The sequence below is a fragment of the Dinoroseobacter shibae DFL 12 = DSM 16493 genome (assembly GCF_000018145.1).
GTDB lineage: Bacteria > Pseudomonadota > Alphaproteobacteria > Rhodobacterales > Rhodobacteraceae > Dinoroseobacter > Dinoroseobacter shibae.
In genome coordinates this window covers 2,221,388-2,246,627 of the sequence record NC_009952.1, presented here as the reverse complement: position 1 = coordinate 2,246,627, position 25,240 = coordinate 2,221,388, and the positions used below count along the sequence as shown (strand labels likewise).

Below are 25,240 nucleotides of genomic sequence, written 5' to 3'. Positions count from 1 at the left end.
ACACGATTATGCTTTTGATCCACTGCCCCTATTGCGACGAGACCCTCCCCGAGCTGGAATTCGCCTATGCCGGCGAGGCGCATATCGACCGCCCCAAGGACCCCTCCGCGCTCAGCGATGAAGAATGGCGCGATTTCCTGTTCATCCGCACCAACGTCAAGGGCGTGCACGCCGAGCGCTGGCGCCACATCAATGGATGCGGGCGGTTCTTCAACGCCCTGCGCGACACGGTGAGCGACCGGTTCGTCACCACCTACAAGGCCGGAGAGGCCCGTCCCGACACCCAGAGCCTGGAGGCCGCAGAATGACCGAGTATCGCGTAGAAGGCCGGGGTCGCGTCAACCGCAAGACGCCCGTCCGCTTCACCTTCGACGGCCAGACCTATGAGGGGCTCAAGGGCGACACGGTCGCCTCGGCCCTGTTGGCCAATGGCGTCCACCTCATGGGCCGCAGCTTCAAGTATCACCGTCCCCGTGGGGTGGTCACCGCCGGCTCCGAAGAGCCCAATGCGCTGGTCGGAACAACCCGCGGCAAGGGCCGGTTCGAGCCGAACACCCGCGCCACCATCCAGGAGATCTATCCCGGCCTGGAGACCGAGAGCCAGAACAAGTGGCCGTCGCTGAAATTCGACCTCGGCGCGATCAACGACCGGCTCTACATGCTGTTCTCCGCCGGGTTCTACTACAAGACCTTCATGTGGCCCCGCAGCTTCTGGGACAGCGTTTACGAGCCGCTGATTCGCAAGGCCGCGGGCCTGGGCAAGGCGCCCACCGAGGTCGACCCCGACACCTATGCGAGCCGCTACATGCATTGCGACGTGCTGGTCGTGGGCTCGGGGCCCTCGGGGATCGCCGCGGCGCTGACCGCGGGCCGGGCCGGGTCCAAGGTCGTTCTGGTGGACGAGAATGCCGAGATGGGCGGCACGCTGCTCTCCGAGCCCTCCGTGTCCATCGATGGCCAGCCCGCCTGGGAATGGCTCGAAGGGGCCATGGCCGAGCTTGACCGCATGCCCAACGTGCGCCGCATGACGCGTACCACGGCAATGGGCTATTATCACCAGAACATGATCGGCATGGTCGAGAAGCTGACCGATCACATGGCGGAAATCCCCGAAGGCGCGCCGCGCGAACGGATGTGGCGTGTCCGCGCCCGCGAGGTCGTTCTGGCCCAGGGCGCCATCGAGCGCCCGATGGTGTTCGACGGCAACGACACCCCCGGCATCCTCATGGCCGGGGCGGCGCAGACCTTCCTCAACCGCTTCGGCGTGCTCGTGGGCAAGTCGCCCGTCGTGCTGACCAGCCATGACAGCGCCTGGTACAGCGCCTTCGACATGGCCGATGCCGGTGCGTCGGTCGTGGCGATCGTCGATACCCGAAACGACGTGTCCCAGGCCCTGCGCGACGAGGCGCAGGCCCGGGGTCTCAAGACCTATCTCGGCTACACCGCCACCGGCACCAAGGGGCGGCTGCGGATCAAGGCGCTGCGGGTCAACCCGGTGCGCGACGGCAAGGTCGGCGCGGGGCACCTGCTGTTCTGCGATGCGGTTCTGATGTGCGGGGGCTGGACGCCGTCGCTGCACCTGTTCTCGCACACCAAGGGCTCGCTGCACTGGGATGCCGAGTCCAAGGCCTACCTGCCCGGCAAGAAGTCCGAGGATGTGCATATCGCCGGGGCCGGGCGCGGCCTCTGGGGCATCGCGTCCGCGCTCGAGGATGGCGCCAAGGCCGGCGCGGCCGCGGTCCAGTCGCTCGGCGGCAGCGCCGGGAGTGCCACCTACGCGGTGGCGGACGACCGCACCGGCACCGGCGTCACCCAGAAGGAGCTGCCCACCGATCGCAGCCCGGGCAAGGCCAAGGCCTTCGTCGATTTCCAGAACGACGTGACCGCCAAGGACATCCGCCTCGCCGTGCGCGAGGGCATGAAGTCCATCGAACACGTCAAGCGCTATACCACCAACGGCATGGCGACCGACCAGGGCAAGCTCAGCAACATGAACGGGCTGACCATCGCCGCCGACGCGCTCGGCAAGGAGGCACCGCAGGTCGGGCTGACGACCTTCCGCCCGCCCTATACGCCGACCACCTTCGGGGCCTTCTGCGGCTATCACAAGGGGGCGCATTTCGAGGTGACCCGCAAGACGCCGATCGACCCCTGGGCCGAAGAGCACGGGGCCGCCTTCGAGCCGGTCGCCCTGTGGCGGCGCGCCTGGTACTTCCCGCAGGCGGGCGAGGACATGCACAAGGCCGTGGCCCGCGAGTGCAAGTCCACCCGCGAGAGCGTGGGCATGTTCGATGCCTCCACCCTGGGCAAGATCGAGGTCTCCGGCCCGGATGCGGTGGAGTTCATGAACCGGATGTATACCAACCCCTGGACCAAGCTGGGCGTCGGCCGCTGCCGTTATGGCCTGCTGCTGGGCGAGGACGGGTTCATCCGGGACGACGGTGTCATCGGACGGATGCGGGACGACCTGTTCCACGTCACCACCACGACCGGCGGTGCCGCGCGCGTGCTCAACATGATGGAGGATTACCTCCAGACCGAATGGCCCGAGCTCAAGGTCTGGCTGACCTCGACCACCGAGGAATGGGCGACCATCGCCCTGAACGGACCGAACGCGCGCAAGCTGCTCGCCCCCTTCGTCGAGGGCGCGGACATCTCGGCGGATGCCTTCCCGCACATGTCGGTGGTGGAATGCACCGTCGCGGGCTTCCCCTCGCGGCTCTTCCGGATCAGCTTCACCGGCGAGCTGGGCTTCGAGATCAACGTGCCCGCCCGCCATGGCAAGGCCCTGTGGGAGAAGCTCTGGGAAGCCGGGCAGCAGTACGACATCTGTCCCTACGGCACCGAAACGATGCACGTGCTGCGCGCCGAGAAGGGCTACATCATCGTGGGCCAGGACACCGACGGCACGGTCACGCCCCAGGATGCGGGGATCGGTTGGGCCATCGGCAAGGCCAAGCCCGATTTCGTGGGCAAACGCTCGCTGCAACGGCCCGATATCGTTGCACCGGGGCGCAAGCAACTGGTCGGCCTGCTGACCGAAGACCCCAAGACCGTGCTTGCCGAAGGCGCGCAGATCGTGGACGATCCCAAGCAGGCCAAGCCGATGAAGATGATCGGACACGTCACCTCGTCCTACTGGTCCGAAACCCTCGGACGGTCCATCGCGATGGCGGTGGTGGAGGGCGGCTTCGACCGGATGGACAGCACGCTGCACATTCCGACCGAAAGCGGCGATGCCGTGCCGGCCAAGGTGACCGGAACCGTGTTTTATGACCCGGCGGGCGACCGCCTGAAGGTCGAATGAGGAGGCCAGGACCATGAATGCACCCGTGACATCCTTCGACGCCGTGTCCGTGGCGGTTCTGCCGCCGGTGGCCCGGTTCAACCTGCGCATCGCCCCCGCCGACGTGGCACAGGCCTCCGCGGCCTTCGGGCTGACCCTGCCAACGAAGATCGGGCAGGGCGCCCGGTCCGGGGACCGCGCAGCCTATTGCATAGGGCCGGACGAGTGGCTGCTGCACGCCGCCGAAGCGGATCAGCAGGCCGTCGTGTCCGCCTTCGACAAGGCGCGGGCGGACACACCGCACAGCCTCGTGGTCATCTCCGACCGGGAGATGACGCTGTCGATCACCGGCCCGGCCGCGCTGGACCTGCTGTCGGTGGGCTGTCCTCTCGAGCTGTCGCGCCTCCCGGTAGGCGGCGCCAAGCGGACGGTGTTCGACTACGCGCAGGTCACGCTGATCCGCGATGGCGAAGACGCGTTCCGCCTGGAAGTGTGGCGATCGTTCTTTCCCCATGTGCACGGTCTTCTGGAGATCGCGACCCGCGAACTCGCCGTCGGTCTCTGACCGTCTGCACATCCCCCGGTCATGTCCGCGCCCCCGCCTTGGGGGCGCGCCCCATAACTCTTGCCTGAAAAGGAGCCTCTCCATGCTCAAGACCCTGAACACCGCGGGCATCTCCGACACCGCCATCGCCGAGGCGATCGGCCACGAGCTCGACCGCCAGCAGACCCAGATCGAACTGATCGCCTCCGAAAACATCGTCAGCGTCGATGTGCTGCGCGCCCAGGGCTCGGTTCTGACCAACAAATACGCCGAAGGCTACCCGGGCCGCCGCTACTATGGCGGGTGCGAGCATGTCGACACGGTCGAACAGATCGCGATCGACCGGGTGTGCGAGTTGTTCGGATCCCGCTTCGCCAACGTGCAGGCGCATTCCGGCGCCCAGGCCAACCAGGCGGTGTTTCTCGCCCTGCTCAAGCCCGGTGACCGGATCATGGGTCTCGACCTGGCCCATGGCGGCCACCTGACCCACGGCTCGCCGGTGACCATGTCCGGCAAGTGGTTCGACGTGGTCAGCTACGAGGTGTCGAGGGACGATCACCTGATCGACATGGACAATGTCCGGAAGGTCGCGCTGGACACCAAGCCCAAGCTGATCGTCGCCGGGGCCTCGGCCTATCCGCGGCACATGGATTTCGCGGCCTTCCGGGCGATTGCAGACGAGGTGGGCGCCTGGCTGATGGTGGACATGGCCCATTACGCGGGCCTGATCGCGGCGGGCGAATACCCCGACCCGGTGCCCCACGCCCATGTCGTGACCTCGACCACGCACAAGACCCTGCGCGGCCCGCGCGGCGGCATCATCCTGACCAATGACGAGGCGCTGGCCAAGAAGTTCAACTCCGCCGTGTTCCCCGGTAACCAGGGCGGCCCGTTGATGCATGTCATCGCGGCCAAGGCGGTGGCCTTCGGCGAAGCGCTGGAGCCGTCCTTCAAGCAATACGCCAAGGACGTGATCGCCAACGCGCGCGCCCTGTCCGAGGTGCTGGTTGCAGGCGGGCTGGGCGTGGTTTCGGGCGGCACGGATTGCCACATGGTCCTTGTGGACCTGCGCCCCAAGGGTGTGACCGGCAAGGCCGCTGAGAACGCGCTCGAACGCGCAGGGCTGACCTGCAACAAGAACGCGATCCCGTTCGACCCGGAAAAGCCCTTCGTGACCTCCGGGGTGCGGCTCGGCACCTCCGCGGGCACCACCCGTGGTTTCGGTGAGGCCGAGTTCCGCAAGGTGGGCGCGCTTGTCCTGCGGGTGATCGACGCGCTTGCCGAGAATGCCGAGGGCGACGCCGCCGTCGAGGCCGCAGTGCTGGAAGAGGTGCGCGCCCTGTGTGCCGCGCATCCGATCTACGCCGACGACGTGTAGTCCGATGTTCCTGTCGGTCTTCGATATCTTCAAGGTCGGCGTCGGTCCGTCCTCATCGCACACGATGGGGCCGATGACAGCAGCCGCGCGGTTCCTCGACGATCTGCGCGGCGGGGCCGAGAGAATTCCCGGCGCGGGCAAGCTTGCCCGCCTCGGCGCCTCACTCCATGGCTCTCTGGCCTTTACCGGCAAGGGGCATGCCACGGACCGCGCGGTGATCCTGGGGCTGATCGGGTATCTGCCCGACACCCTGGACCCGGACGCCGCCGAGAAGCTCGAGGCCGAGGTCCGCGGGACCAAGCGCATCAGCCCGCCCGGGCTGGGCACACTGGCCTTCGATCCCGAGACCGATCTTGTGTTCGACTACGGCCCGCCCTTGCCCGGTCATGCCAACGGGCTCGTGCTGAACGCCTATGACGAACAGGGCAATCTCTACATGACCCAGACCTACTATTCCGTGGGCGGCGGGTTCGTGGTCACCGAGGCCGAGCTGGAGCGCGAGAAGTCTGCCGCCTCCAACGATCTGCATGACGAGAAGGCAGCGATGGGCTATCCCTATCCGTTCGGCTCGGCGGCCGAGATGCTGGCAATGGGCCAGGCCTCCGGCCTCAGCATCGCGCAGATGAAACGCGCCAACGAAGAGGCCCATTCCGGCCCGGGCCTGAACAAGCGCATCGACGCGGTCTGCGCGGTGATGGACGCGTGTATCGACCGGGGCCTGCGGATGGACGGCATCCTGCCCGGCGGCCTGAAGGTCAAGCGCCGCGCGAAGGCGATCCACGAGCAACTGCTGGCAGAGCGCGGCCAGAACCAGAGCCAGCCTCACGTGGCCAATGACTGGTTGTCGGTCTACGCCATGGCGGTGAACGAAGAGAACGCCGCCGGCGGCCGGGTCGTGACCTCGCCCACCAACGGGGCCGCGGGGGTCGTGCCGGCGGTCATCCGGTACTACCGCGACCACTGCATCGGGGCGACCGCCGAGGGGGTGCGCACCTTCATGCTGACCGCCTCCGCCATCGGCGGGCTGATCAAGCACAACGCGTCGATCTCCGGGGCCGAGATGGGCTGCCAGGGCGAAGTGGGCTCCGCGTCGGCGATGGCGGCGGCGGGGTTCTGCGCGGCCATGGGCGGCACCAACGCGCAGATCGAGAATGCCGCCGAGATCGCGCTGGAGCATCATCTGGGCATGACCTGCGACCCGGCCGCAGGGCTCGTGCAGGTCCCCTGCATCGAGCGCAACGGCCTCGGCGCGATCAAGGCGGTCTCGGCCGCCAGCCTCGCCCTGCGCGGCGACGGCACCCATTTCATGCCGCTCGACAACTGTATCGAGACCATGCGCCAGACCGGCCATGACATGCTCACCAAGTACAAGGAGACGAGCCTTGGAGGCCTTGCTGTCAACCTCCCGGAATGCTGATGCCGGGACCCCGCCCGCGGCGGAGCCGCATTTCGTCCTGAACCTGTCCTGCGCCGCAGAGCCGGGGATCGTGGCCGCCGTCACCACGGCGCTGGCCGGGCAGGGGGCGAACCTGGTGGAAACCGCCCAGTTCTGGGACCGTCAGAGCGACCGGTTCTTCCTGCGCGTGGCTTTCCTGGGCCAGCCGGGGACCGATGTCGCCGGGATCGAGGCCGCCCTCGCGCCGACCCGCGCGCGCTTCGGCATGGATGTGACGGTCCTGGACTCGGCCCGCAAGCCGCGGATCCTGATCATGGTGTCGCGCTTCGATCACGCGCTGCTGCACCTGCTCTACCAGGTGCGGGTCGGCTGGCTCTCGGCCGAGGTGGTCGCGATCGTGTCGAACCACCCCGATGCCCGGCGCGTGGCCGAGCATGAAGGCGTTCCGTTCCACCATATCCCCGTCAGCCGCGACACCAAGCCCGAGGCCGAGGCCCGCCTGAAGGCCCTGGTCGCCGAAACCGGCGCCGACCTGGTCGTGCTGGCCCGCTACATGCAGGTGTTGTCCGATGACTTCTCCCGGGTGCTGGCTGGCCGGGTCATCAACATCCACCATTCGTTCCTGCCCAGTTTCAAGGGGGCCAAACCCTATCACCAGGCCCATGAGCGCGGGGTCAAGCTGATCGGCGCCACGGCCCATTACGTGACAGCCGATCTCGACGAGGGACCGATCATAGAACAAGAGGCCGAGCGCATCACCCACTCGATGACACCCGACGATCTGGTGGCCGTGGGGCGCGATATCGAATCCCGTGTGCTGGCCCGCGCCGTCAAACGCCACCTGGAGGGGCGGGTGATGCTCAACGGGCAGAGAACGGTCGTCTTCACCTGACGCGAGGGCCTGCGCGTCAGGCCGGGCGTCTAGGAGTGCAAGGCCACGGCGATATCCGCCGCCAGCCTGGCGTTGTTCTTGACCAGCGCGATGTTGGACCGCAGGCTCCGCCCCTCCGACAACTCGAAAATCCGCTGCAGCAGGAAGGGTGTCACGGCCTTGCCCGAGATGCTCTGAGCCGCCATCTCCGCCTGGGCCGTGGCGATGTAGCCGTTGATGATCTCCGCCGGGATCTCGTCGCCCGCCGGGATCGGATTGGCCACCAGCATCCCGCCCCCGAGCCGCAGCGCATCGCGCACCTTTTGGAACTCGGAAATCTCCGCCGCGCTGTCCAGCCGCAACGGGATGTCCAGGTCCGACCCGCTGGTCCAGAAGGCCGGCAGCGTGTCGGTGCGATAGCCGACCACCGACACGCCCTGGGTTTCGAGAACTTCGAGGGTCTTCGGCACATCGAGGATCGCTTTCGCGCCCGCGGCGACGACGATGACATCGGTCCGGCCCAACTCGGTCAGGTCCGCCGAGATGTCGAAGCTCGTCTCGACCCCCTTGTGCACCCCCCCGATCCCGCCGGTCGCGAACACCCGGATGCCGGCCATCTGCGCCACGATCATGGTCGCGGCCACGGTGGTGCCGGCCGATTTCCCCTGGGAGATCGCATAGCCGATATCGGCCCGCGAGATCTTCAGCGCATCCTTCACCTTCGCCAGCGCCTCCAGCTCATCCGCGCCCAGGCCGATCTTCAGCACGCCATCCAGCACCGCGATGGTGGCCGGAATTGCACCGCGGGCGCGGATCTCCTCCTCCACGGCCTTGGCCATCTCCACGTTGTCGGGGAACGGCATGCCATGGGTGATGATCGTGCTTTCCAGCGCGACGACGGGGGCGTTGGTTTCCAGGGCGTTCCGAACATCCGCATGGACGTCGACAAAGCTGGGCAGGTGGGTCATGGGGGCATTCCGTGGCGGATAAGGTTGCAGGCAGGGCAGATACGATCTCTTGCCGGATACCGGTCCAGATTTCCAGCCCGATCTCCACGGGGCACGGTTTGCGAAAAGAAGGGCCTGTCACCCGGCTGTCGATGCTCTAGCATGTGCGTCATGACCGACTCTCGCCTCTCCCCTCTGCCCACGCCCTGCCTGCTGGTCGACGAGGCCCGCATGACGCGCAACATCGAGCGCCTGGCGCAACATGCGGCGGCACTCGGGCTCTCTTTGCGGCCGCATCTGAAAACCACCAAGAGCATCGAGGCCGCCCGCCGCGTGCTGCCCGGGGGCAATGGCCCCGCCACGGTCTCCACCCTCGCCGAGGCCGAAGCGTTCGCCGAGGCCGGGATCACCGATATCCTCTACGGCGTGGGGATCAGCCCCGACAAGCTGGAGCGTGTGCTGGCCCTGCATCGCGCGGGCTGCCGGCTCATCGTCCTGCTCGACTGCGCCGCCCAGGCCGAGGCGGTCGCCGCGGCGGCGCGGGCCTCCGGCATCGCGATCCCGGCGATGATCGAGATCGACAGCGACGGCCACCGCAGCGGCCTGACGGCGCAGGACCCCACCCTGGTCGAGGTCGGCCGCATCCTGCATGCGGGCGGCGCGGAGCTTTGCGGCGTGCTGTGCCACGCCGGGGAGAGTTACGGCGCGGTCGGCCGCGCAGCCCAGGCGCTTTGCGCCGAAGAGGAACGCCGCGCGGTGGTCGCCGCCGCTAGCGTCCTGCGCGCGGCTGGCCTGCCCTGTCCGGTGGTCAGTGTCGGATCGACCCCGACCGCCCATGCCGCAGAGCACCTCGACGGGGTCACCGAATTGCGCGCGGGTGTCTACGTGTTCTTCGATCTCGTCATGGCCGGGATCGAGGTCTGCCAGATCGACGATATCGCGCTGAGCGTGCTGACCACGGTCATCGGGCACCAGCCCTCGCGGGGCTGGACGATCTGCGATGCCGGCTGGATGGCAATGTCGCGGGACCGGGGAACGGCGTCCCAGCGGGTCGACCAGGGCTACGGCGTGGTCTGCGATGCCGAGGGGCAGGTGATCCCGGGCTTGATCGTAATCCAGGCCAACCAGGAACACGGCGTGATCGCCAAGCGCCCCGGGTTCGACGGGCCGATCCCCGAATTTCCCGTCGGCACGCGGTTGCGGATCCTGCCGAACCACGCCTGTGCCACGGCGGCGCAACACCAGAACTACCATGTCATCCCCGACACCCCGGGCGCCGCGTTGAAGACCTGGCCCCGGTTCTCCGGCTGGTAGAGACCCGCGCCCGAGAGCACCGCTCGACCCGCAAAGATCCCGTTGTCGCACGCAGCCCGATGCAGGTGCCGGGCCCGCGCGCCAGCGCTCGTCCGCGCACCGGGCGAGGATATTTGGACGCGGGGCCATCTGGGCCGTTTCTGCATTTGCGTTATTCCGCTACGGACTGTTCATGGACATCGTCATTGTTTCCGCGGTGATTGCATCGCTGTTTCTCGTCATCGGTGCGGCAGAGCCTCTTGCCGCGCGGTTGCGGCTGCCCTTCACCGTGATCCTCGCCGTCCTCGGCATCCTGATCGGGTCGGGCGCGATCTTCTTTCTGCGCACGGACCTGACCGATGCCCTCAACCCGGTGGCCGAGGCGATCCTCGGTCTGCCGATCAGCTCGAACGTGTTTCTCTACGTCTTCCTGCCCACGCTGCTGTTCCAGGCGACGCTGGGGATGAACCTGCGGCGCATGCTCGACGACTGGGTGCCGATCATGGTGCTGGCGGTGGTCGCGGTGGTCGTGGCGACGCTGAGTGTGGGCTACGCGCTGTCCTGGGCCAGCACCTTGCCGCTGGTGGCCTGCCTGCTGATCGGGGCCATCGTGTCGACCACCGACCCCTCGGCGGTGGTCTCGATCTTCCGGTCGATCTCGGCCCCCCGGCGCCTGTCGCGGATCATCGAGGGCGAGAGCCTGCTGAACGACGCCGCGGCCATCGCCCTGTTCGGGCTGTTCATGGGCTTCGTGATGATGGGGGTGCCCGATCCCAGGCTCGGCGAGGCCCTCGGCCAGTTCCCGATTCTGATCGCCGGAGGTGCCTTGACGGGCTGGCTCGCCGCGCAGGTGGCGGTGTGGATCATGGCGATGTTCCGCGCCCACGAGTTGGCGATGATCTCGGTTTCGGTGGCCTTGCCCTACCTGGCCTATATCGGCTCGGAACAGGTCGTGGGCGCCTCGGGCGTGATCGCTGTGGTGGCCGCGGGGCTGACCCTGAACCTGACCGGACCCGGTCGCCTGCCGCCGCAGGCCTGGGCCAACCTGGGCGAGGTCTGGGACCTGCTGGCACACTGGGCCGGGGCGCTGATCTTCATCCTCGCCGCCCTGCTCATTCCGCGGCTGCTCGAAGGCGTGCGGCTGTCGGATTTCGTCCTGCTCGGGGTGGTGATCCTGGCGGCGCTCGCGGCCCGCGCCGTGGTGCTCTTTGGCCTGCTGCCGCTTCTGACGCTCATGCGGGTCTCGCCCCATGTGGAACGGCCCTATCGGACCGCGATCCTGTGGGGCGGGCTGCGCGGGGCCGTCACCCTTGCCCTTGCCCTGGCCGTCACCGAGAGCATCTGGGTCCCCGGCGAGGTGAAACGCCTGGTAGGTATCCTGGCCACCGGCTTCACCCTCTTCACGCTGCTGGTGCAGGGCACGACCCTGCGCGCGGTCATCGGCTGGCTCGGGCTCGACCAACTGTCGCCGATCGACGAGGCGATGTCCCGCCAGGTGATCGCGGTGTCGCTTCAGACCGTGCGCGAGGACGTGGCGCGCACCACCGAGGATTACGCCCTGACCCATGACGTGGTCCGGGCCGAGGCGAAGGCCTTTGGCGAACGGCTGGAACAGGCGGTCAAGGCCGCCGAGGACAGCGACGATATCCTCGATCGTGACCGGATCACCCTGGGCCTGATCGCCCTTGCGGGGTTCGAGCGCTACACGATCCTGGCGCGCGTGCGCGAGCGCACGATTTCCGCCCGCATGGCCGAGCAGACCCTGCTCGATGCCGACCGGCTGATCGAAGGGGCGCGGGCCGGGGGGCGCAACGGCTACCAGCGCGCCGCGCGCCGGTCTGTCGCCTACGGGCCGGGCTTCCGGGTGGCCGGGCTGCTGCACCGCCGGTTCGGCCTGTCCCGCCCCCTCGTACGGATGACCGCGGACCGGTTCGAGCTTCTGCTGTCGCAACGCCTGACCCTGCGGGATCTCGACGCCTTCATCGAAGGCCGCATTCGGCGCATCCACGGGCGACGGGTTGCGGACCTGCTGCTCGAACTGCTGGCCCGGCGGATCGAGATGGTGGAGACCGCCCTCGACGGGCTGCGGCTGCAATACCCGGGCTACGCGGAAGAGCTGGAGCGGCGCTTCATCCGCCGCACCGCCCTGCGGCTGGAAGAGCGTGAATACGCCGCCATGCGGGAGGATGGGCTGATCGGCGCCGAGGTCTTCACCACCCTCATGCAGGACCTTGCCACGCGCCGGGCCCAGGCAGAGCATCGCCCGCCGCTGGACATCGCCGTGCAGCGGCTCGAGCTGATCCGGCAGTTCCCGCTGTTTTCGGACCTCGATGACAAGACGTTGCGGCAATTGTCGCGGGCGCTGAAGACCCGCTACGTGAACGCTGGCAACATCGCCCTGCACAAGAACCGCCCCGTCCGGAGCGTGTATTTCATCGCCTCTGGGGCCGTCGAAGTCGAAAGCGCGGGGCAAACCTGGCGGCTCGGCCGGGGCGAGATGTTCGGGCAGATCGCGATCCTGATGAAGAAAGCGCGCCGCGCCGAAGCCCGGGCGATTGCCCCCACCACGCTGCTGGTCCTGGACGTGGCGCGCTTCAGGGCCCTGCTGAACCGCAGCGCCGCCCTGCGCGATGCCGTCCGGGCCAGCGCCGAGAAACGCGGCCTCGATCCGAACCAGATCCTCGCCTCCGCCGACCCCTGACCATGTCACGTCGTGGGCTACCGCACGGACACGCACCGACCACCGACCCATGCGGCGCACCACGACATCGACACCTGCGATAGGGGCGTGCCGCCCGCCCGTGGCGGGACCGGCACGCGGCCACCCCGAGTGCTCCCGCGCGCCGGCTCCACGCGCACTTTGACCTCAGCCCCGGCATCCACACGGCACCCGTTCACCCCTTCGGCGGAACGACCGCGAAGACCGACTTCCGACAGGGCGCTGCCCCTGGACTGCACGCCCGGCCTGCCACCCCCCGAGGATTTGGTTCCAAGGGACCGGGCCGACGCCGACGGGGCATCGCGAAGCTGGTGCCCATGGCCCCGTTGCACGACACTCTGTGCGCGCATTTCATGCTGACAACGATCACAAGTGGTCAAGCCGCCAGGGCGACAATTTCGACAATGGGCACCTCCGCTCCATGCAGCCGCTTCCAAGAGGAAATCCTGATCCTCCCAAGCCGACGGTGGGGCACGGGGCCCGGATCGATCTCGGAGCCGCAAGCTCTTCGATGCTGTAAGACGCCCGCGTACCACGCCATGGTCATCCTGCCAGCCAACAAGTGCGGACCTCAACCGGCCGCCCCAACGCGTCCAGCGAAAACCCGCAATCGAGAGAAATGCTTGGAGGCGAGTACCGGACTTGCCACCATTTTTCTAAGTCGTTGAATAACTTAGGATACCAAGTGAGAGGTTTCATTTTGTGTCTCACTTATGAGTGTCACTATGTAGCCCGGATGTTGAGAAGTTGTCAAAGGGATCACAAGGGAAGCCCGGAGGTAGGATGTCCAAGGCACAGCTTACGGGGATAATATGTGATTTGAGATTGATGTAGAGGTATCAGGATTGGATGGTGGTTTTGGATTGCAGGTTGAAATGGATTTCATCGAAGATGGGATAGGCAAGTATATCAATCGGTTTTGAGCATGGATTATAAGATATTGTTTATAAATGATTTTATAGGACAACAGCTTGATTATCTGGCCAGACAGATACTGCGTGCCTTATTTCGCCTATCTGTCCTATAGGTGGCGCGATAGAAAACACTCAGGAAATCAGGGGCTTGTGGTTGTCCGGTGCCATCAAGGATCAATCTTCTGTCCATAAGTGTGGGCGGGTGATTTTTTGCGGGAATCCAGATGCTTGCACTGGCGGTCTTCCAAAGGCTGAGACCGTTTCTGTCCTATAGGTGAGATAGCCAAAGGCAAAGCAACTTCACGGGATCGTCCCGGCCACTGCCGATCTGTACCGTCCCTTCTGTCCTATGGTGGGTTCGGCTTCTCTGTCCTATGGTGCGGGCGTCCCGATTGCGCAGGGAAAACAGATAGATACGGGGATCAATGCACTCCCTCTGTCTAAGCATTCATCCTGAGAGAAACCAACGCAGAAGGCCGTAGGCTGCCCCCAGCGCCACGCCTGCCATAGCTGTGAAGAACGCGACGACGATGGGAACAGCCCATATCTCATAGTAGCTGAGAACGCCCAGCCTTGGGACGATAAGACCGAAGACAAACCCCGCCACTGCGCCCCGCACGCCCCAACGTACTCCGGTGAAGATGATCGCCTGCAATGCAGACCGCAGCGCGTCCTTGTTGGCTTCGATCTTCTCAAACCCGGCATGGTAGGTGTCTGTCAGAACGGACGGGGCATGGGGGAAAGTCCGGTGCGGTGCAGTAGTAGATTGGCCCTCGGAAAAATCTGCCGCAAAATCTTGAGGACGGTTCGCCTGCGGTTGGGCATTTGACATGTGGGCCATGTCGAAGCGTGTATCGCCACTGTCGATTGCGAAACCGCGTTGTCGGGCTTCGTCTATCCAAGGCAGTTGTTTGCCGTCAGTCATGCGATTGGCCTTGTCCGTCGCGTATTCGATAGCTGCAACGTCCGTTTCCGGTGTCGAATGCTTGGTGAACAACCGGGCGACCTTGCCGTTTGCCTCGTCTGTATTCGCCCCACTGTCTAGCAAGTCGAGAAAGTGAACCGCCCGGACAAACCGCTGGCCACGGCGCTTGTTGGAATACCAGACCACAACGGTTCCGACGCAGAGGATTGCAACGATCCACATTTGGCGTTCCCTTCCAAGCAATGACATCCCACGGCCCCAAAGCCCCGGATAGTCTGATTATCCTAAAATGGTATTATCCTGACCTGGGATTACTCGACTGCCTGCATCCGATCAACAGGCAGTCACTTGACCAAGACCCTTCGCACCCCGGAACACGTCTACCTGTGCCAGCGGCTCAGGCAGGTGCGGCTTGATGCGGGATTGACCCAAGCAGACTTGGCCGAACGGCTGGACAAGCCGCAATCCTTCGTGGCCAAGGTCGAGACGCAGGAACGCAGGCTGGACGTGATCGAGTTCGCCAAGTGGATGGCAGCCTGTGAAGGCTTGGGCGCGGTGTCGGAGATCGTCACGACCATTGGCGAGGGGCGGGCAGAGGCGTAGGCGCGATTTCCGGGCCTGTGAGGGCCGTTCCCGCCTTGCGGTCGGCACTTGTCGCCAATGCAGGACAGAGCCGCTCAGCGGGCGTTTCCGAGCCTCTCCGGGCGCGTCTGCCTCTCGTTAGGCGGGATGCTGCGGTTCTGCGGTTTTCCGAGGGATTTCCAAGGCCATAGCCGATGGTTTTGGCTGGCCAGCCACGGTGCAGTCTGCCACTGTAGGGCTGAGGGCACAGTTACCCACCACATCTAGTGATTTCCAAACCGGCCACTTGGGCCGCAAGAGCAAGACCATGACCGCAGGCCATTTGCAGACCACGACCCAAACCACACAACGAGGCTGCGCATGTCGCGGCTGACGGACCTGATAGCACAGGCCAAGGCCAAAGACGCCACACTTGGCAATGAACTGGAACGGGAGTTCCGTGCGCTGGCCAATCGCCGCGCCTTTGGGCTGAACTTTGAACGCCATGCACCAGAAAGCGTGGAACTGCCCGGACGGCCCATCCGCAAGGGCGACAAGGTGCGGGTGTTGCCGCCCCGTGGCAGCACGGACAAGGGCGACCAGCGGCTGTGGAAGGTGAACCGGACCTACAAGCAGGATGGCAAGCGGGTAGCGGACCTGACGCTGCACGAGGCAGCGGAGCCAGAGGCACAGACGGTCCCGGTCGAAGACTTGATCGTGGTGGCCGAGTTCCGCGACTACATCTATCCCGGTCTGGTCAGCACCGGCAAAGTCGAGCGCGGCGGCGACAAGCCCTATCACACGGTAATCAATGGTGAGAACTTCCACGCGCTAGAGGCGCTGACCTACACCCATCGCGGCAAGATCGACGTGATCTATATCGACCCGCCATATAACTCGGGTGCAAGCGACTGGAAGTACAACAATAAATACGTCGGTGATGAAGACGTCTACAGGCATTCGAAATGGTTGGCATTCATGGAAAGGCGACTTCAAGTTGCTCGCCAGCTATTGAAGCCTTCTGGGGCATTGACCTGCTCCCCTTTGAGTCCGCGTTTATAGGTTAGCTCTGTTCAGGGTTTGGTCCTCTCTTGACCGTTGGTGATACTCCCGCGGGGTGAGCCCGTCGAGACTCGAGTGCGGGCGGTGGTGGTTGTAGTCGTCGCGCCATGCCGCAATCATGCGGCAGGCATGGCGCAGTGACGGGAACAGGTGTTCGTTCAGGCATTCCTCTCGCATCCTCCCGTTGAAGCTTTCGACGAGGCCATTCTGCATGGGCTTTCCGGGCGCGATGTAGTGCCAGTCGACTTTACGGTCTTCCTGCCATTTCAGCATCGCGTTGCTTGTCAGTTCGGTTCCATTGTCGCTGACCACAAGGCAGGGGTACCCACGCAGCTCGGCGATCCGATCCAACTCGCGGGCGACACGTGCGCCGCTGATGGATGTATCGACCACAGCGGCCAGACATTCCCGGCTAAAGTCATCAATCACGTTTAGCACCCTGAACCGACGCCCGTCTTCCAGCGCATCCGACATGAAGTCGAGGGACCACCTCTGGTTTGGCCCCTGCGGGATCGCCATGGGCGTCCTGGTGCCCACTGCGCGCTTGCGTCCGCCCCGTTTACGAACGGTTAACCCTTCGTCGCGGTAGAGCCGGTACAGTTTCTTCCAGTTTACCTCCCAGCCCTCACGCTTCAGCAGCATGTGCAGGCGGCGATAACCGAACCGACGCCGCTCGGACGCCAGTTCTTTCATCCTCACCCGCAGTTCCGTGTCGGCAAGGCGCTTCGACCGACGCCGATACACACGCGGATCGATCCCCGCCAGCGCGCACGCCCGGCGCTGATTGTAGCCTTTTGTCTTCATGGCCCAGTCCACGGCATTCCTCCTTGAACCGGGCCTCAGAAGTTTTTTCCAAGCATTTCCTTAAGCGTCGCAACATCCATCATCTGCTCAGCCAGCATCTTCTTCAGTTTGGCGTTCTCAGATTCCAGCGTCTTCAAACGTCGCGCATCTGACACTTCCATGCCACCATACTTGGATCGCCACTTGTAGAAGGTCGCGTCACTGATCCCGTACTTGCGACACAACTCCTTCGCGCCCAACCCAGCCTGGTGCTCCTTAAGAATGCCAATGATCTGTTCTTCACTGAAACGGCTTCTCTTCATCGTCTGTCTCCTCACTTAGAGAACAGGCTAACCAAAATTTGAGGACATTTCAGGGGAGCAGGTCAGCATTGATCGTAACAATTGATGAGCACGAGGTGCGTCGGTTGGGATTGCTGTTGGAGCAAACGCTACCTGACCATACAATTCAACAAGTGACTATCGTCAATAACCCCAAAGGAGTTACTCAGGGCTACCTGTCGAGGGTAGAGGAGTATGCTTTCTTTTGCTTTGGTCCAGAATGTCAAATTTACTCAGCAGATGATGATTTGCTGACGGTTAAGGAGGAAAAAGAAACCGCAGATGGTTTGGCTCGCCCTCGATGGAAGGGCTTGCTGCGTTCTGGTGATGAAGCTCAACGTAAAGACCGAGAACAAATGTTCTATCCGATTTGGATTGACCCAAAACTTGGCAAGATCGTCGGAGCTGGAAAATACCTACCTCTTTCAGAGGAACCTGATTTTTCGCTTTCCAATGAGCACGGGCATGCTGTTGTATGGCCAGTCCGAAAAGACCTTTCGCTAGGCAGGTGGGGTGTTGGTGTTGATACGTTCAATGCCTTAGTCAAGGAAGGCTACATAGCTCTGGGTAAATACGACAAAAAACGCAAATCTTGGGGCCTAACCTACCTTACAGAGCAACACCGGAAAGACATTGATAGCGGTACACTTAGGGTGCTGAGTCGTGATGAAACTACCGGCGTCGCAGATGTTGCGTTTGAGGGTGCAGCAACCAGAAAAATTCGCACAGTATGGCACCGAACAAGCCATGATGCGGGAGCATATGGGACCGATTTGATCGGTCTGTTTCTTGGTAATGGTCGTACCTTTCCATTTCCCAAAAGCCTGTACGCTGTCGAGGATGCTCTTCGGCCAATTGTAAGAGGTAACAAGTCGGCAATCATACTCGATTTCTTTTCGGGTTCGGGCACGAGCCTTCACGCCACCATGCGGTTAAACAGGCAAGACGATGGTCGCAGGCAGTGTATTTGCGTAACCAACAACGAAGTTAAAGCCAGCGAACAGCAGGCATTGAAAAGTGATGGACTGCGCCCCGGTGATCCTGAGTGGGAGCAATGGGGCATATGCGACTACATCACCAAGCCACGCATCAAGGCCGCGATCACCGGCCAGACGCCGGATGGCGACCCGATCAAGGGTGACTACAAGTTCACCGATGAGTTCCCGATGGCCGATGGCTTCGCGGAAAACGCCGAGTTTTTCACGCTCAGCTATGAAACCCCGGTTTCGGTCAGCCACAACCGCGCCTTTGCCCGTGTTGCGCCGCTTCTGTGGATGAAGGCAGGCAGTGAAGGGCGACGCATTGACAGCCTGCCAGAGGCGGGCTGGGACGTGGCCGATACCTATGGTCTTCTGACCGATCTGGACGCCGCTGCACCCTATATAGCGGCGATTGAGGCCAAGGACGGAATCCGCATCGCCTACATCGTCACCGACGACGACAGGCGCTTTCAGTCCGTCGCACAGGGCCTGCCTGACGGGGTGGACGCCGTGCGGCTCTATGAATCCTACCTCAAGAACTTTCGCTTCTCGACGGGGCGCTGAGACATGAAGTTTACGCTCAAAGACTACCAAGACGATGCGGTGGCCCAGGTGCTGGACCGGCTCAAGAAGGCCCGCAAACGCTGGCACGAGGATGGCGAGAAGAACGCCTTTTCCCTGACCGCAACCACGGGGGCCGGTAAGACGGTCATGGCCGCTGCGGTGTTCGAGGCGTTGTTCTTCGGCTCTGACGACTATGAGTTTGAGCCTGACCCCGGCGCGGTGGTGATCTGGTTTTCCGATGATCCGTCCCTGAACGAGCAATCCCGGTGGCGGCTGCAAGAGGCAGCGGACAAGCTGACGACCTCTGACCTTGTGACGGTGGAAAATACGTTCTCACGCGAGGTGTTTGAACCGGGCAAGGTGTATTTCCTGAATACGCAGAAGCTGGGCAAGAACTCCATGCTGGTGCGGGGTGCTGACCCATCTGACCAAGGTGTTCTGACCGTCGATGGCACGCCTTTGATGCCCGATGGCCGGTCCCACACGATCTGGGACACGATCCGCAACACCATCGAAGACCCGGACCTGACTCTTTATCTGGTGCTGGATGAGGCGCACCGGGGTATGCGGGATGCAAGGCAAGGAACGCAAACCATCGTGACGCGGCTGATCAACGGTCAAGGCGCGGTGCCCGGTATCCCGATTGTCTGGGGCGTGTCGGCAACCGTGCAGCGGTTCAACGATGCGGTGAAGTCGATGAAGGACCGCACCGCGCTGCCGAACGTGGTTGTGGATGCCAAACTGGTGCAGGAATCGGGCTTGCTTAAGGACACGATCACACTGGACGTGCCCGAAGACACAGGCGACTTCACGACGGTCTTGTTGCGGCGCGGGACGGAGAAGCTGAAGGAGTCGAGCAAGGCTTGGGCGGCTTATGCGGATGAGCAAGGCGATAGTGCCAAGGTCAAGCCGTTGATGGTTTTACAGGTGCCGAACTCCCCCAACAAAGATGATGTGGGAACATGGCTGAAGACCATCTTTGACGCTTGGCCCGACCTGCCGCCAGACAGCGTTTACAACGTGTTCGGTGAACACAAGGAAGAAAACTTCGGTGGCTTCGTTGTGCCTTACATCGAACCGCAGCGTGTTCAGGAAGCGGACCATGTACGGGTTTTGCTGGCCAAAGATGCAATCAGCACTGGCTGGGATTGTCCAAGAGCCGAAGTGATGGTGTCTTTCCGGGCTGCATCTGACCAGACGCATATTACGCAACTATTGGGCCGCATGGTACGGACCCCACTTGCGCGGCGCATTCCGGGGAATGAACGGCTGAATGCGGTCGATTGCCTGTTGCCCAAGTTCAATCAGGAAACTGTGAAAGCCGTTGTTGAGGCGCTCATGTCAGGCGGTGACGCGGGCGATAGTCCGCCTGGACGCCGAGTGCTGATCAATCCAAAGGAAATGGCCCCTAACCCGGACGTGCCGCAAGCGGTGTGGGACAAGCTGGTAAGTCTGCCATCTGCCGCTAAGCCCAAGAAGCAAGCGAGACCGATCAAACGGCTGACGGCCTTGGCACATGAACTCGCTGCGGATGGTTTGTTGGCAAACGCTGGCAAGCAAGCCCATGCGCATCTGCATGGTGTTTTGGATGCGCAGCGGACAGCCTTAGCGGCGGAGATTGCCAAAGCACGGACGGACGTTCTCACGGTCGAAGGCAAGACAGTCAAAACGGACATTGAAACCCAGAAGATGACGTTTGACGACTTCGTGGAGGCCGCAGACTATGCGGTGATCGAAGACGCCTACAAGCGCGCGGCGCGTTTGATCTCACCCGATCTGGCCAAGACCTACAGCGAACACTTGGCAGACCAGAATGCCGACGCGGAAGACTATGAAGAAGCCTTGATCGAGGCGCACACTGATGTTGCGGCCCTCGGGCTTGTGGACACAATCAAAGCCAAGCTGGAAGGCGAGGCCGAAGCCTTGGCCAATGAATGGCTGACGGAGCATGAGGCTGCAATCAAAGGGCTGAGTGACGAAAGGCAGGACGTATACCGCGAGTTACGGGAACTCAGCGCGCACCCGTTGGACGTCATGTTAGCAGCACCGAAGATAAGCCTTCAGCCAACGGTGGAAGTGAGAAAGGACAAATCGGAGGTAACAATCCCTACTTATCCACTTCACCTACTTTGTGATGCAGATGGCTTGTTCCCGTTTCTTGAGGATTCATCTTGGGAGCCGCTTGTTATCAAAACGGAAAATGATCTGTCCGGCGCAGTCGCTTGGTATCGAAACCCAAAGTCAGCAAAGCCAGAGTCACTTGGCGTTGTATATGATTATGGTGGCGACCCAGAGATTATGCGCCCTGACTTCATTTTTTTCAGGGAGCGGCCCGATGGAACCATTGCAGCGAGTATCGTTGATCCCCACGGGACACACTTAGAAGACGCGCTGCCAAAGCTGCGCGGTCTTTGTGAATACGAAGCAACGCACGGACACCTTTTTGAACGTATTGAAGCGGTTGCTGAAGAATCAAAGGGCGTTTGCAAGTGTTTGGACTTGAAATCTCCGGAAGTAAGAGCCGCCGTTGGCGAAGCCACCAAGGCGGCAGCGGTTTTCTCGGGTCCACAAGCAAAGCCGTATCCAAGTCACGGCTGACGCGTCACTGCCAACTGAACCTTTCAACTGCATCCTTTAGCTGAGGCAGCGTGTAGCCTTCAGCGAAGTAAACGTCCTGTGTGACCCCTGCGCGCTCATGGCCAACGACGCACTGCACGATTGGGTTGGGTACATTTGCTTGACTGAGCCGCGTAACCATCGTGTGCCGAAAGCTGTGAAAAACCAACTCTCGGCTTTTGATCCCCAGCTTGGGGAGAAAAGTGTTTTCGTTGAACCAACGGCTGAGGCTGCGCCCGTAACCGCCGTTACGATGATACTCGAAGTCTTGAAACAACCGGTCATCCCGTGAGCGACTTTCTACAAACTCCAAGAAGCCTATGCGAAGTAGTTCTGAGTGTATGGGAACTTTCCGCTTGCTGGCCTTTGACTTCACACGCTTTCGCTCGTCACCTTCGTCATCAATGTTCAAGAACCAAGTACCGCCTTCCTGCTGAATGTCAGAAATCAATAGCTGGCATATCTCGTTGAGACGCGCCCCAGTGAACATGCCAAGCAGAGTGCCCCATTTGTGGCTTTGCTTGCGCACGAGACCAGACGTGTTTTCAGTCAACTCGTGATACATGAGTTGAGTTTGTGCGAGACTAAAGGGCTTCCGCTCTGTTTTGCTCGCTTTCGCTTTAGCCACCTTCATGCCTTCAAACAGAGCGTGGGGCGTGTAGTCGTTGTTCTTCGCCCACTTGAAGAAGCGAATGAAGTTTGAGATGTGATTGTTCACGGTTGTAATCGAAATCTTGGGGTGCCCCTCGACCTGTACAACCTCCTGTAAAGTGAGGCCTTTAAGTTCGGGTTTGACATGCCGATTCTGCGGCAATGCTCTGACAACCTTCTTGATTTCCTGCGCGTCCTGCTTGGTGATCGACGCAAGCTGGCGATCTGCCCCGCAATATTCGACAAGGATGTTCAAGAACGCCCATATCTGGTCGGTATACTTTTCGTCCCAGCGGTGAGCGTGTTCGTCCATGTAATCCGCGATGGCTTTCTCAAGTGTGACACCGGGAGCGGCTGGGAGCGCCTCTAGAGGGGCGGAAGCGATGGCCGGGGCATCGTCATAGGAATAGTGCTCAAGGCCCTCAGCGGCGTCCAGAACGCGCTTGAGCATGTCCCGGCGACCTTGGCGAAGCTGGAACGTGATCCGGGGCTGGCTGGCGTCCCATTGTTCGTTTGAAACGTCCATGACGCGCTTGAACCGGGAGATGGGCAACCACATCGGGGAGGTTGTTTCCAACTCTAGCAGGCTTTCGTGGTCCAGCATTTCTTCGCGGGCATCGGTAAGGGCGTTCTTCGACAGGCCGCGCCGGTCCAGCCAGTCAAGGTACTGGTCCAGTTGCGCCTTGAAGTAAGTCTGGACCTTCTCGCGTATCTCGCTCTGCCTCAGTCCCGCCAACGCGTTGCTATCCCTCACTAATCTTCCATGTGCAGCCAAGTATCGTGCCAAGTCTGCCGCTTGATGTGGGCATCTTGTTCTTAACGATAACTTAACCGTGCTTCGCTTCTCCCGCCCGGAGTGAGGCAGAGGCCAACGAAAGTAGAATATACCGTGTCTGGAAGGGCTTAGATAGGCTGACAGCTTCATGGATGTGTTCCACCATTGTGTCCCACTCGATAGCCATGAAGCTAAGTCACTGATTTAGAATGAAATGGAGGCGAGTACCGGAATCGAACCGGTGTACACGGATTTGCAATCCGCTGCGTCACCACTCCGCCAACTCGCCGCGCAAGGGTGCGCCGATGCTCTAGCACCGGGGGCGGGGCGGTGCAAGCGGCTCGGGGGGCGCTGCTGGCCCTGCGGGAGCTTCCGGACCCATCCGGGCCTCCGTGTCGCACCGCGCGCGCGTTGCCGAGCGCGCTGTGATATGGCAAACCAAGCCGAGCCAGCTGGAAAGATCACCCGATGACCGATTATGCCGCCCGCAGAACCATGATGGTCGATACACAGGTGCGCCCCTCCGACGTCACCAAGTTCAACATCATCGACGCGATGCTCCATGTCCGCCGCGAGGTCTTCACCCCCGACGACAAGCGCGAGATCGCCTATATCAGCGAGAATATTCCCCTCGGCGGCGGCCGCGTCATGCTGGAGCCGCGGACCCTGGCCAAGATGCTTGATGCCCTGGACATCCAGCCCGACGAGATGGTGCTCGACCTGGGCTGCGGGCTGGGCTACTCGGCGGCCCTGCTGGCGCGGCTGGCCGATGCGGTCGTCGCTGTCGAAGAGGTCGAAGACCTTGCCCGCGAGGCCGAGACGCTGCTGTCCTCCGAGAATGTCGACAACGCCGCCGTGATCCACGCGCCGCTTGCCGAAGGGGCGGCCAAACACGGCCCCTATGACGTGATCATCCTGCAGGGCGGGGTGGAGCGGATGCCCCCCGCCATCCTCGACCAGGTCAAGGAAGGCGGTCGCATCGCCGCGATCTTCATGGAGAAGGGCCTCGGCGCCTGCCGGCTCGGCTACAAGGTCGATGGCGACGTCAGCTGGCGTTTCGAGTTCAACGCATCTGCACCAGTTCTGAACGGTTTCGCCCAAGAACAGGCATTTATGCTTTAAACGCTCTCCACCAGCCTGCATATTCGAAAAAAAGTGATTCGATCACGAGAGAGGTGCAGGCAGTGTTCTCCAAATTCGTGCGTCATACCGTCCTCGGGGCGGCCGTCCTGTGCGCCGCGTCCGGTGCCGCAATGGCCCAATCCCTGACCGATGCGCTGGTCGATACCTACAAGAACAGCGAACTGATCGAGCAGAGCCGCGCGCTCCTGCGGTCCGCGGACGAGGACGTAGCAATCGCCGTGTCCCGGCTCCGCCCGATCCTGAACTACTCGGCCGATTACGGCTATTCGGACAATTTCGGCCGGGAAACCGACAATGGCTCGCTCGGGATCACCGCGTCCCTGCTGCTGTTCGACTTCGGCCGCACCCGGCTGGGGATCGAGGCCAACAAGGAACTGGTGCTGGCGACGCGCGAGGCCCTGCGCGCCACCGAGCAGGACGTCCTGCTGGAGGGGGTGAGCGCCTTCCTGAACGTCCGCGGCGCCAATGACAACGTGGACCTGCGGCGCAACAACGTGCGCGTGATCACCGAACAGCTGCGCGCCGCGCGCGATCGGTTCGAGGTCGGCGAGGTGACCCGCACGGATGTCGCCCAGGCCGAGGCCCGGCTGGCGGAGGCCAATGCCAACCTGACCCGCGCCCTGGGTCAGCAGGCCGCCGCGCGGGAGGTGTATCGCGCCGTGGTCGGACAGTTCCCGCAATCCCTGGCCCCGCCGCCCCCGTCACCGGCGATCCCCGCCACCGTCGAGGAGGCGACCTCGATCGCCGAGCGCACGCACCCCTCGATCCTGCAGGGCCGCCATAATGTGCGCGCCTCCGAGATCGTGGCGGAGGTCGCCCAGAAGGCGATCCTGCCCACGGCGAGCGCCACGGCCAACATCTCCCGGTCGATCCGCGACTCGCTCGATGACACGACCGATTCCAGCATCGGGCTGACGCTGTCGGGCCCGATCTACCAGGGCGGCGGTCTGAGCGCCCAGTACCGTCAGGCACTGGCGGGGGTCGAGAACGCCCGCGCCACCCTGAACCAGTCGGTGCTGGTGATCCGGCAGCGCGTCGGCATCGCCTGGGCCGAAATCCTCGTCACCCGGGCCAATATCGACTCCACCCGCCGCCAGGTCGAGGCCGCCGAGATCGCCTTCGAAGGTGTGACCGAGGAAGCCCGCCTGGGCGCGCGGACCACGCTCGATGTGCTGGACGCCGAACAGGATGTGCTCGACGCGCGCACAGCCCTGCTCTCGGCCGAGATCTCCGCGGTGCAGGCGGTCTATGACCTGTTGTCGGCCATGGGGCTGATGACCGTAGACTACCTCGGCCTGCCGGTGCCGACCTACGACCCGGCCGCGTATTTCAACGCGGTGTCCAATGCGCCGGCGACCAGTACGCAGGGTGCGCGGCTCGACCGGGTGCTGCAAAGCATCATGCGCGACTAACCGCCCAAGGGCGCGTGATTGTCCCGCGACCCGGGACAAGCGGCCGGTCGGGGCAGGTTTTTCTTGTGTGAAAAAGGAT

Annotated in this window: 18 protein-coding genes and 1 tRNA gene; 14 read left to right on the top strand and 5 right to left on the bottom strand. The window is 63.0% G+C overall.

Annotated features, from left to right (window positions below; genetic code table 11):
- The first annotated feature begins 8 nt into the window (after positions 1 to 8).
- From DSHI_RS10770 to purU, 6 genes are all read left to right on the top strand, one after another.
- Positions 9 to 308, top strand: a complete 300-nt coding sequence (locus DSHI_RS10770; RefSeq protein ID WP_012178784.1) for a sarcosine oxidase subunit delta — start codon at positions 9 to 11, stop codon at positions 306 to 308.
- Positions 305 to 3,307 carry a sarcosine oxidase subunit alpha gene (locus DSHI_RS10765; RefSeq protein WP_012178783.1) on the top strand — a complete coding sequence of 1,001 codons (3,003 nt, stop codon included), beginning with the start codon at positions 305 to 307 and terminating at the stop codon, positions 3,305 to 3,307. Before DSHI_RS10770 ends, DSHI_RS10765 begins: the two co-directional genes overlap by 4 nt.
- Before the next feature lie 13 nt (positions 3,308 to 3,320).
- Complete coding sequence (locus DSHI_RS10760) at positions 3,321 to 3,851, top strand: sarcosine oxidase subunit gamma (protein ID WP_012178782.1); 531 nt, start codon at positions 3,321 to 3,323, stop codon at positions 3,849 to 3,851.
- A gap of 82 nt (positions 3,852 to 3,933) precedes the next feature.
- Positions 3,934 to 5,208, top strand: a complete 1,275-nt coding sequence (glyA, locus tag DSHI_RS10755) for a serine hydroxymethyltransferase (RefSeq protein ID WP_012178781.1) — start codon at positions 3,934 to 3,936, stop codon at positions 5,206 to 5,208.
- Positions 5,209 to 5,212: 4 nt separating this feature from the next.
- Entirely contained in the window at positions 5,213 to 6,625 is a 1,413-nt protein-coding gene (locus DSHI_RS10750) for an L-serine ammonia-lyase (RefSeq protein ID WP_012178780.1), read from the top strand.
- A complete protein-coding gene (gene purU, locus DSHI_RS10745) occupies positions 6,600 to 7,496 on the top strand; it encodes a formyltetrahydrofolate deformylase (RefSeq protein ID WP_245533078.1) in 897 nt (298 codons plus the stop codon). The genes DSHI_RS10750 and purU overlap by 26 nt, the downstream gene beginning before the upstream one ends.
- A gap of 29 nt (positions 7,497 to 7,525) precedes the next feature.
- On the opposite strand, the gene DSHI_RS10740 is transcribed toward purU, so the two are convergent.
- Entirely contained in the window at positions 7,526 to 8,443 is a 918-nt protein-coding gene (locus tag DSHI_RS10740; protein WP_012178778.1) for a pseudouridine-5'-phosphate glycosidase, read from the bottom strand.
- 141 nt (positions 8,444 to 8,584) lie between these two features.
- Between DSHI_RS10740 and DSHI_RS10735 the strand changes: the two genes are divergently transcribed.
- Positions 8,585 to 9,736: a DSD1 family PLP-dependent enzyme gene (locus DSHI_RS10735; protein WP_012178777.1), complete on the top strand. Its 1,152-nt coding sequence runs from the start codon at positions 8,585 to 8,587 to the stop codon at positions 9,734 to 9,736.
- A gap of 172 nt (positions 9,737 to 9,908) precedes the next feature.
- Positions 9,909 to 12,416 carry a cation:proton antiporter gene (locus DSHI_RS10730; protein WP_012178776.1) on the top strand — a complete coding sequence of 836 codons (2,508 nt, stop codon included), beginning with the start codon at positions 9,909 to 9,911 and terminating at the stop codon, positions 12,414 to 12,416.
- 1,380 nt (positions 12,417 to 13,796) lie between these two features.
- Here the strand turns inward: DSHI_RS10730 and DSHI_RS10725 are convergent.
- Positions 13,797 to 14,522, bottom strand: a complete 726-nt coding sequence (locus DSHI_RS10725; RefSeq protein ID WP_245532997.1) for a hypothetical protein — start codon at positions 14,520 to 14,522, stop codon at positions 13,797 to 13,799.
- 99 nt (positions 14,523 to 14,621) lie between these two features.
- Here DSHI_RS10725 and DSHI_RS10720 point away from each other — a divergent pair, with 99 nt between their 5' ends.
- The gene (locus DSHI_RS10720; RefSeq protein WP_012178774.1) at positions 14,622 to 14,876 is read left to right on the top strand and encodes a helix-turn-helix domain-containing protein; all 255 of its coding nucleotides are present in this window, start codon (positions 14,622 to 14,624) and stop codon (positions 14,874 to 14,876) included.
- A 339-nt stretch (positions 14,877 to 15,215) separates the two neighbouring features.
- On the top strand, positions 15,216 to 15,896 hold the full coding sequence (locus DSHI_RS10715) for a DNA methyltransferase (RefSeq protein ID WP_012178773.1): 681 nt from the start codon (positions 15,216 to 15,218) through the stop codon (positions 15,894 to 15,896).
- Here the strand turns inward: DSHI_RS10715 and DSHI_RS10710 are convergent.
- Positions 15,891 to 17,002, bottom strand: a protein-coding gene (locus DSHI_RS10710; RefSeq protein ID WP_076611556.1) for an IS3-like element ISDsh2 family transposase whose coding sequence is annotated in 2 segments (ribosomal slippage) — positions 15,891 to 16,747 and positions 16,747 to 17,002 — 1,113 coding nt in all. Because the reading frame shifts where the segments join, the coding sequence is not laid out codon by codon here. The two genes, DSHI_RS10715 and DSHI_RS10710, sit on opposite strands and share 6 nt — an antisense overlap.
- Before the next feature lie 68 nt (positions 17,003 to 17,070).
- Between DSHI_RS10710 and DSHI_RS21740 the strand changes: the two genes are divergently transcribed.
- Both DSHI_RS21740 and DSHI_RS10695 read left to right on the top strand, forming a co-directional pair.
- Positions 17,071 to 18,564, top strand: coding sequence for a site-specific DNA-methyltransferase (locus tag DSHI_RS21740; RefSeq protein ID WP_157865316.1), 1,494 nt, complete (start codon positions 17,071 to 17,073; stop codon positions 18,562 to 18,564).
- Between the two features lie 3 nt (positions 18,565 to 18,567).
- Positions 18,568 to 21,162, top strand: coding sequence for a DEAD/DEAH box helicase (locus DSHI_RS10695; RefSeq protein ID WP_012178771.1), 2,595 nt, complete (start codon positions 18,568 to 18,570; stop codon positions 21,160 to 21,162).
- Positions 21,163 to 21,166: 4 nt separating this feature from the next.
- Here DSHI_RS10695 and DSHI_RS10690 read toward each other — a convergent pair whose 3' ends face one another.
- Together DSHI_RS10690 and DSHI_RS10685 are read right to left on the bottom strand one after the other, a co-directional pair.
- Entirely contained in the window at positions 21,167 to 22,567 is a 1,401-nt protein-coding gene (locus DSHI_RS10690) for a site-specific integrase (RefSeq protein ID WP_245532996.1), read from the bottom strand.
- Between the two features lie 254 nt (positions 22,568 to 22,821).
- A tRNA-Cys gene (locus DSHI_RS10685) sits at positions 22,822 to 22,895 on the bottom strand.
- 179 nt (positions 22,896 to 23,074) lie between these two features.
- Between DSHI_RS10685 and DSHI_RS10680 the strand changes: the two genes are divergently transcribed.
- Complete coding sequence (locus DSHI_RS10680) at positions 23,075 to 23,728, top strand: protein-L-isoaspartate O-methyltransferase family protein (RefSeq protein WP_012178769.1); 654 nt, start codon at positions 23,075 to 23,077, stop codon at positions 23,726 to 23,728.
- Positions 23,729 to 23,859: 131 nt separating this feature from the next.
- On the top strand, positions 23,860 to 25,161 hold the full coding sequence (locus tag DSHI_RS10675; RefSeq protein WP_083768424.1) for a TolC family outer membrane protein: 1,302 nt from the start codon (positions 23,860 to 23,862) through the stop codon (positions 25,159 to 25,161).
- Positions 25,162 to 25,240 lie beyond the last annotated feature (79 nt).

Excerpts from the sequence above, each read along its gene's own strand:
- DSHI_RS10770 (WP_012178784.1), top strand. The coding sequence starts at position 9 with ATGCTTTTGATCCACTGCCCCTATTGCGACGAGACCCTCCCCGAGCTG.
- DSHI_RS10765 (WP_012178783.1), top strand. The coding sequence starts at position 305 with ATGACCGAGTATCGCGTAGAAGGCCGGGGTCGCGTCAACCGCAAGACG.
- DSHI_RS10760 (WP_012178782.1), top strand. The coding sequence starts at position 3,321 with ATGAATGCACCCGTGACATCCTTCGACGCCGTGTCCGTGGCGGTTCTG.
- glyA (WP_012178781.1), top strand. The coding sequence starts at position 3,934 with ATGCTCAAGACCCTGAACACCGCGGGCATCTCCGACACCGCCATCGCC.
- DSHI_RS10750 (WP_012178780.1), top strand. The coding sequence starts at position 5,213 with ATGTTCCTGTCGGTCTTCGATATCTTCAAGGTCGGCGTCGGTCCGTCC.
- DSHI_RS10740 (WP_012178778.1), bottom strand. The coding sequence starts at position 8,443 with ATGACCCACCTGCCCAGCTTTGTCGACGTCCATGCGGATGTTCGGAAC.
- DSHI_RS10735 (WP_012178777.1), top strand. The coding sequence starts at position 8,585 with ATGTGCGTCATGACCGACTCTCGCCTCTCCCCTCTGCCCACGCCCTGC.
- DSHI_RS10730 (WP_012178776.1), top strand. The coding sequence starts at position 9,909 with ATGGACATCGTCATTGTTTCCGCGGTGATTGCATCGCTGTTTCTCGTC.
- DSHI_RS10725 (WP_245532997.1), bottom strand. The coding sequence starts at position 14,522 with ATGTCATTGCTTGGAAGGGAACGCCAAATGTGGATCGTTGCAATCCTC.
- DSHI_RS10715 (WP_012178773.1), top strand. The coding sequence starts at position 15,216 with ATGTCGCGGCTGACGGACCTGATAGCACAGGCCAAGGCCAAAGACGCC.
- DSHI_RS10695 (WP_012178771.1), top strand. The coding sequence starts at position 18,568 with ATGAAGTTTACGCTCAAAGACTACCAAGACGATGCGGTGGCCCAGGTG.
- DSHI_RS10680 (WP_012178769.1), top strand. The coding sequence starts at position 23,075 with ATGACCGATTATGCCGCCCGCAGAACCATGATGGTCGATACACAGGTG.
- DSHI_RS10675 (WP_083768424.1), top strand. The coding sequence starts at position 23,860 with ATGGCCCAATCCCTGACCGATGCGCTGGTCGATACCTACAAGAACAGC.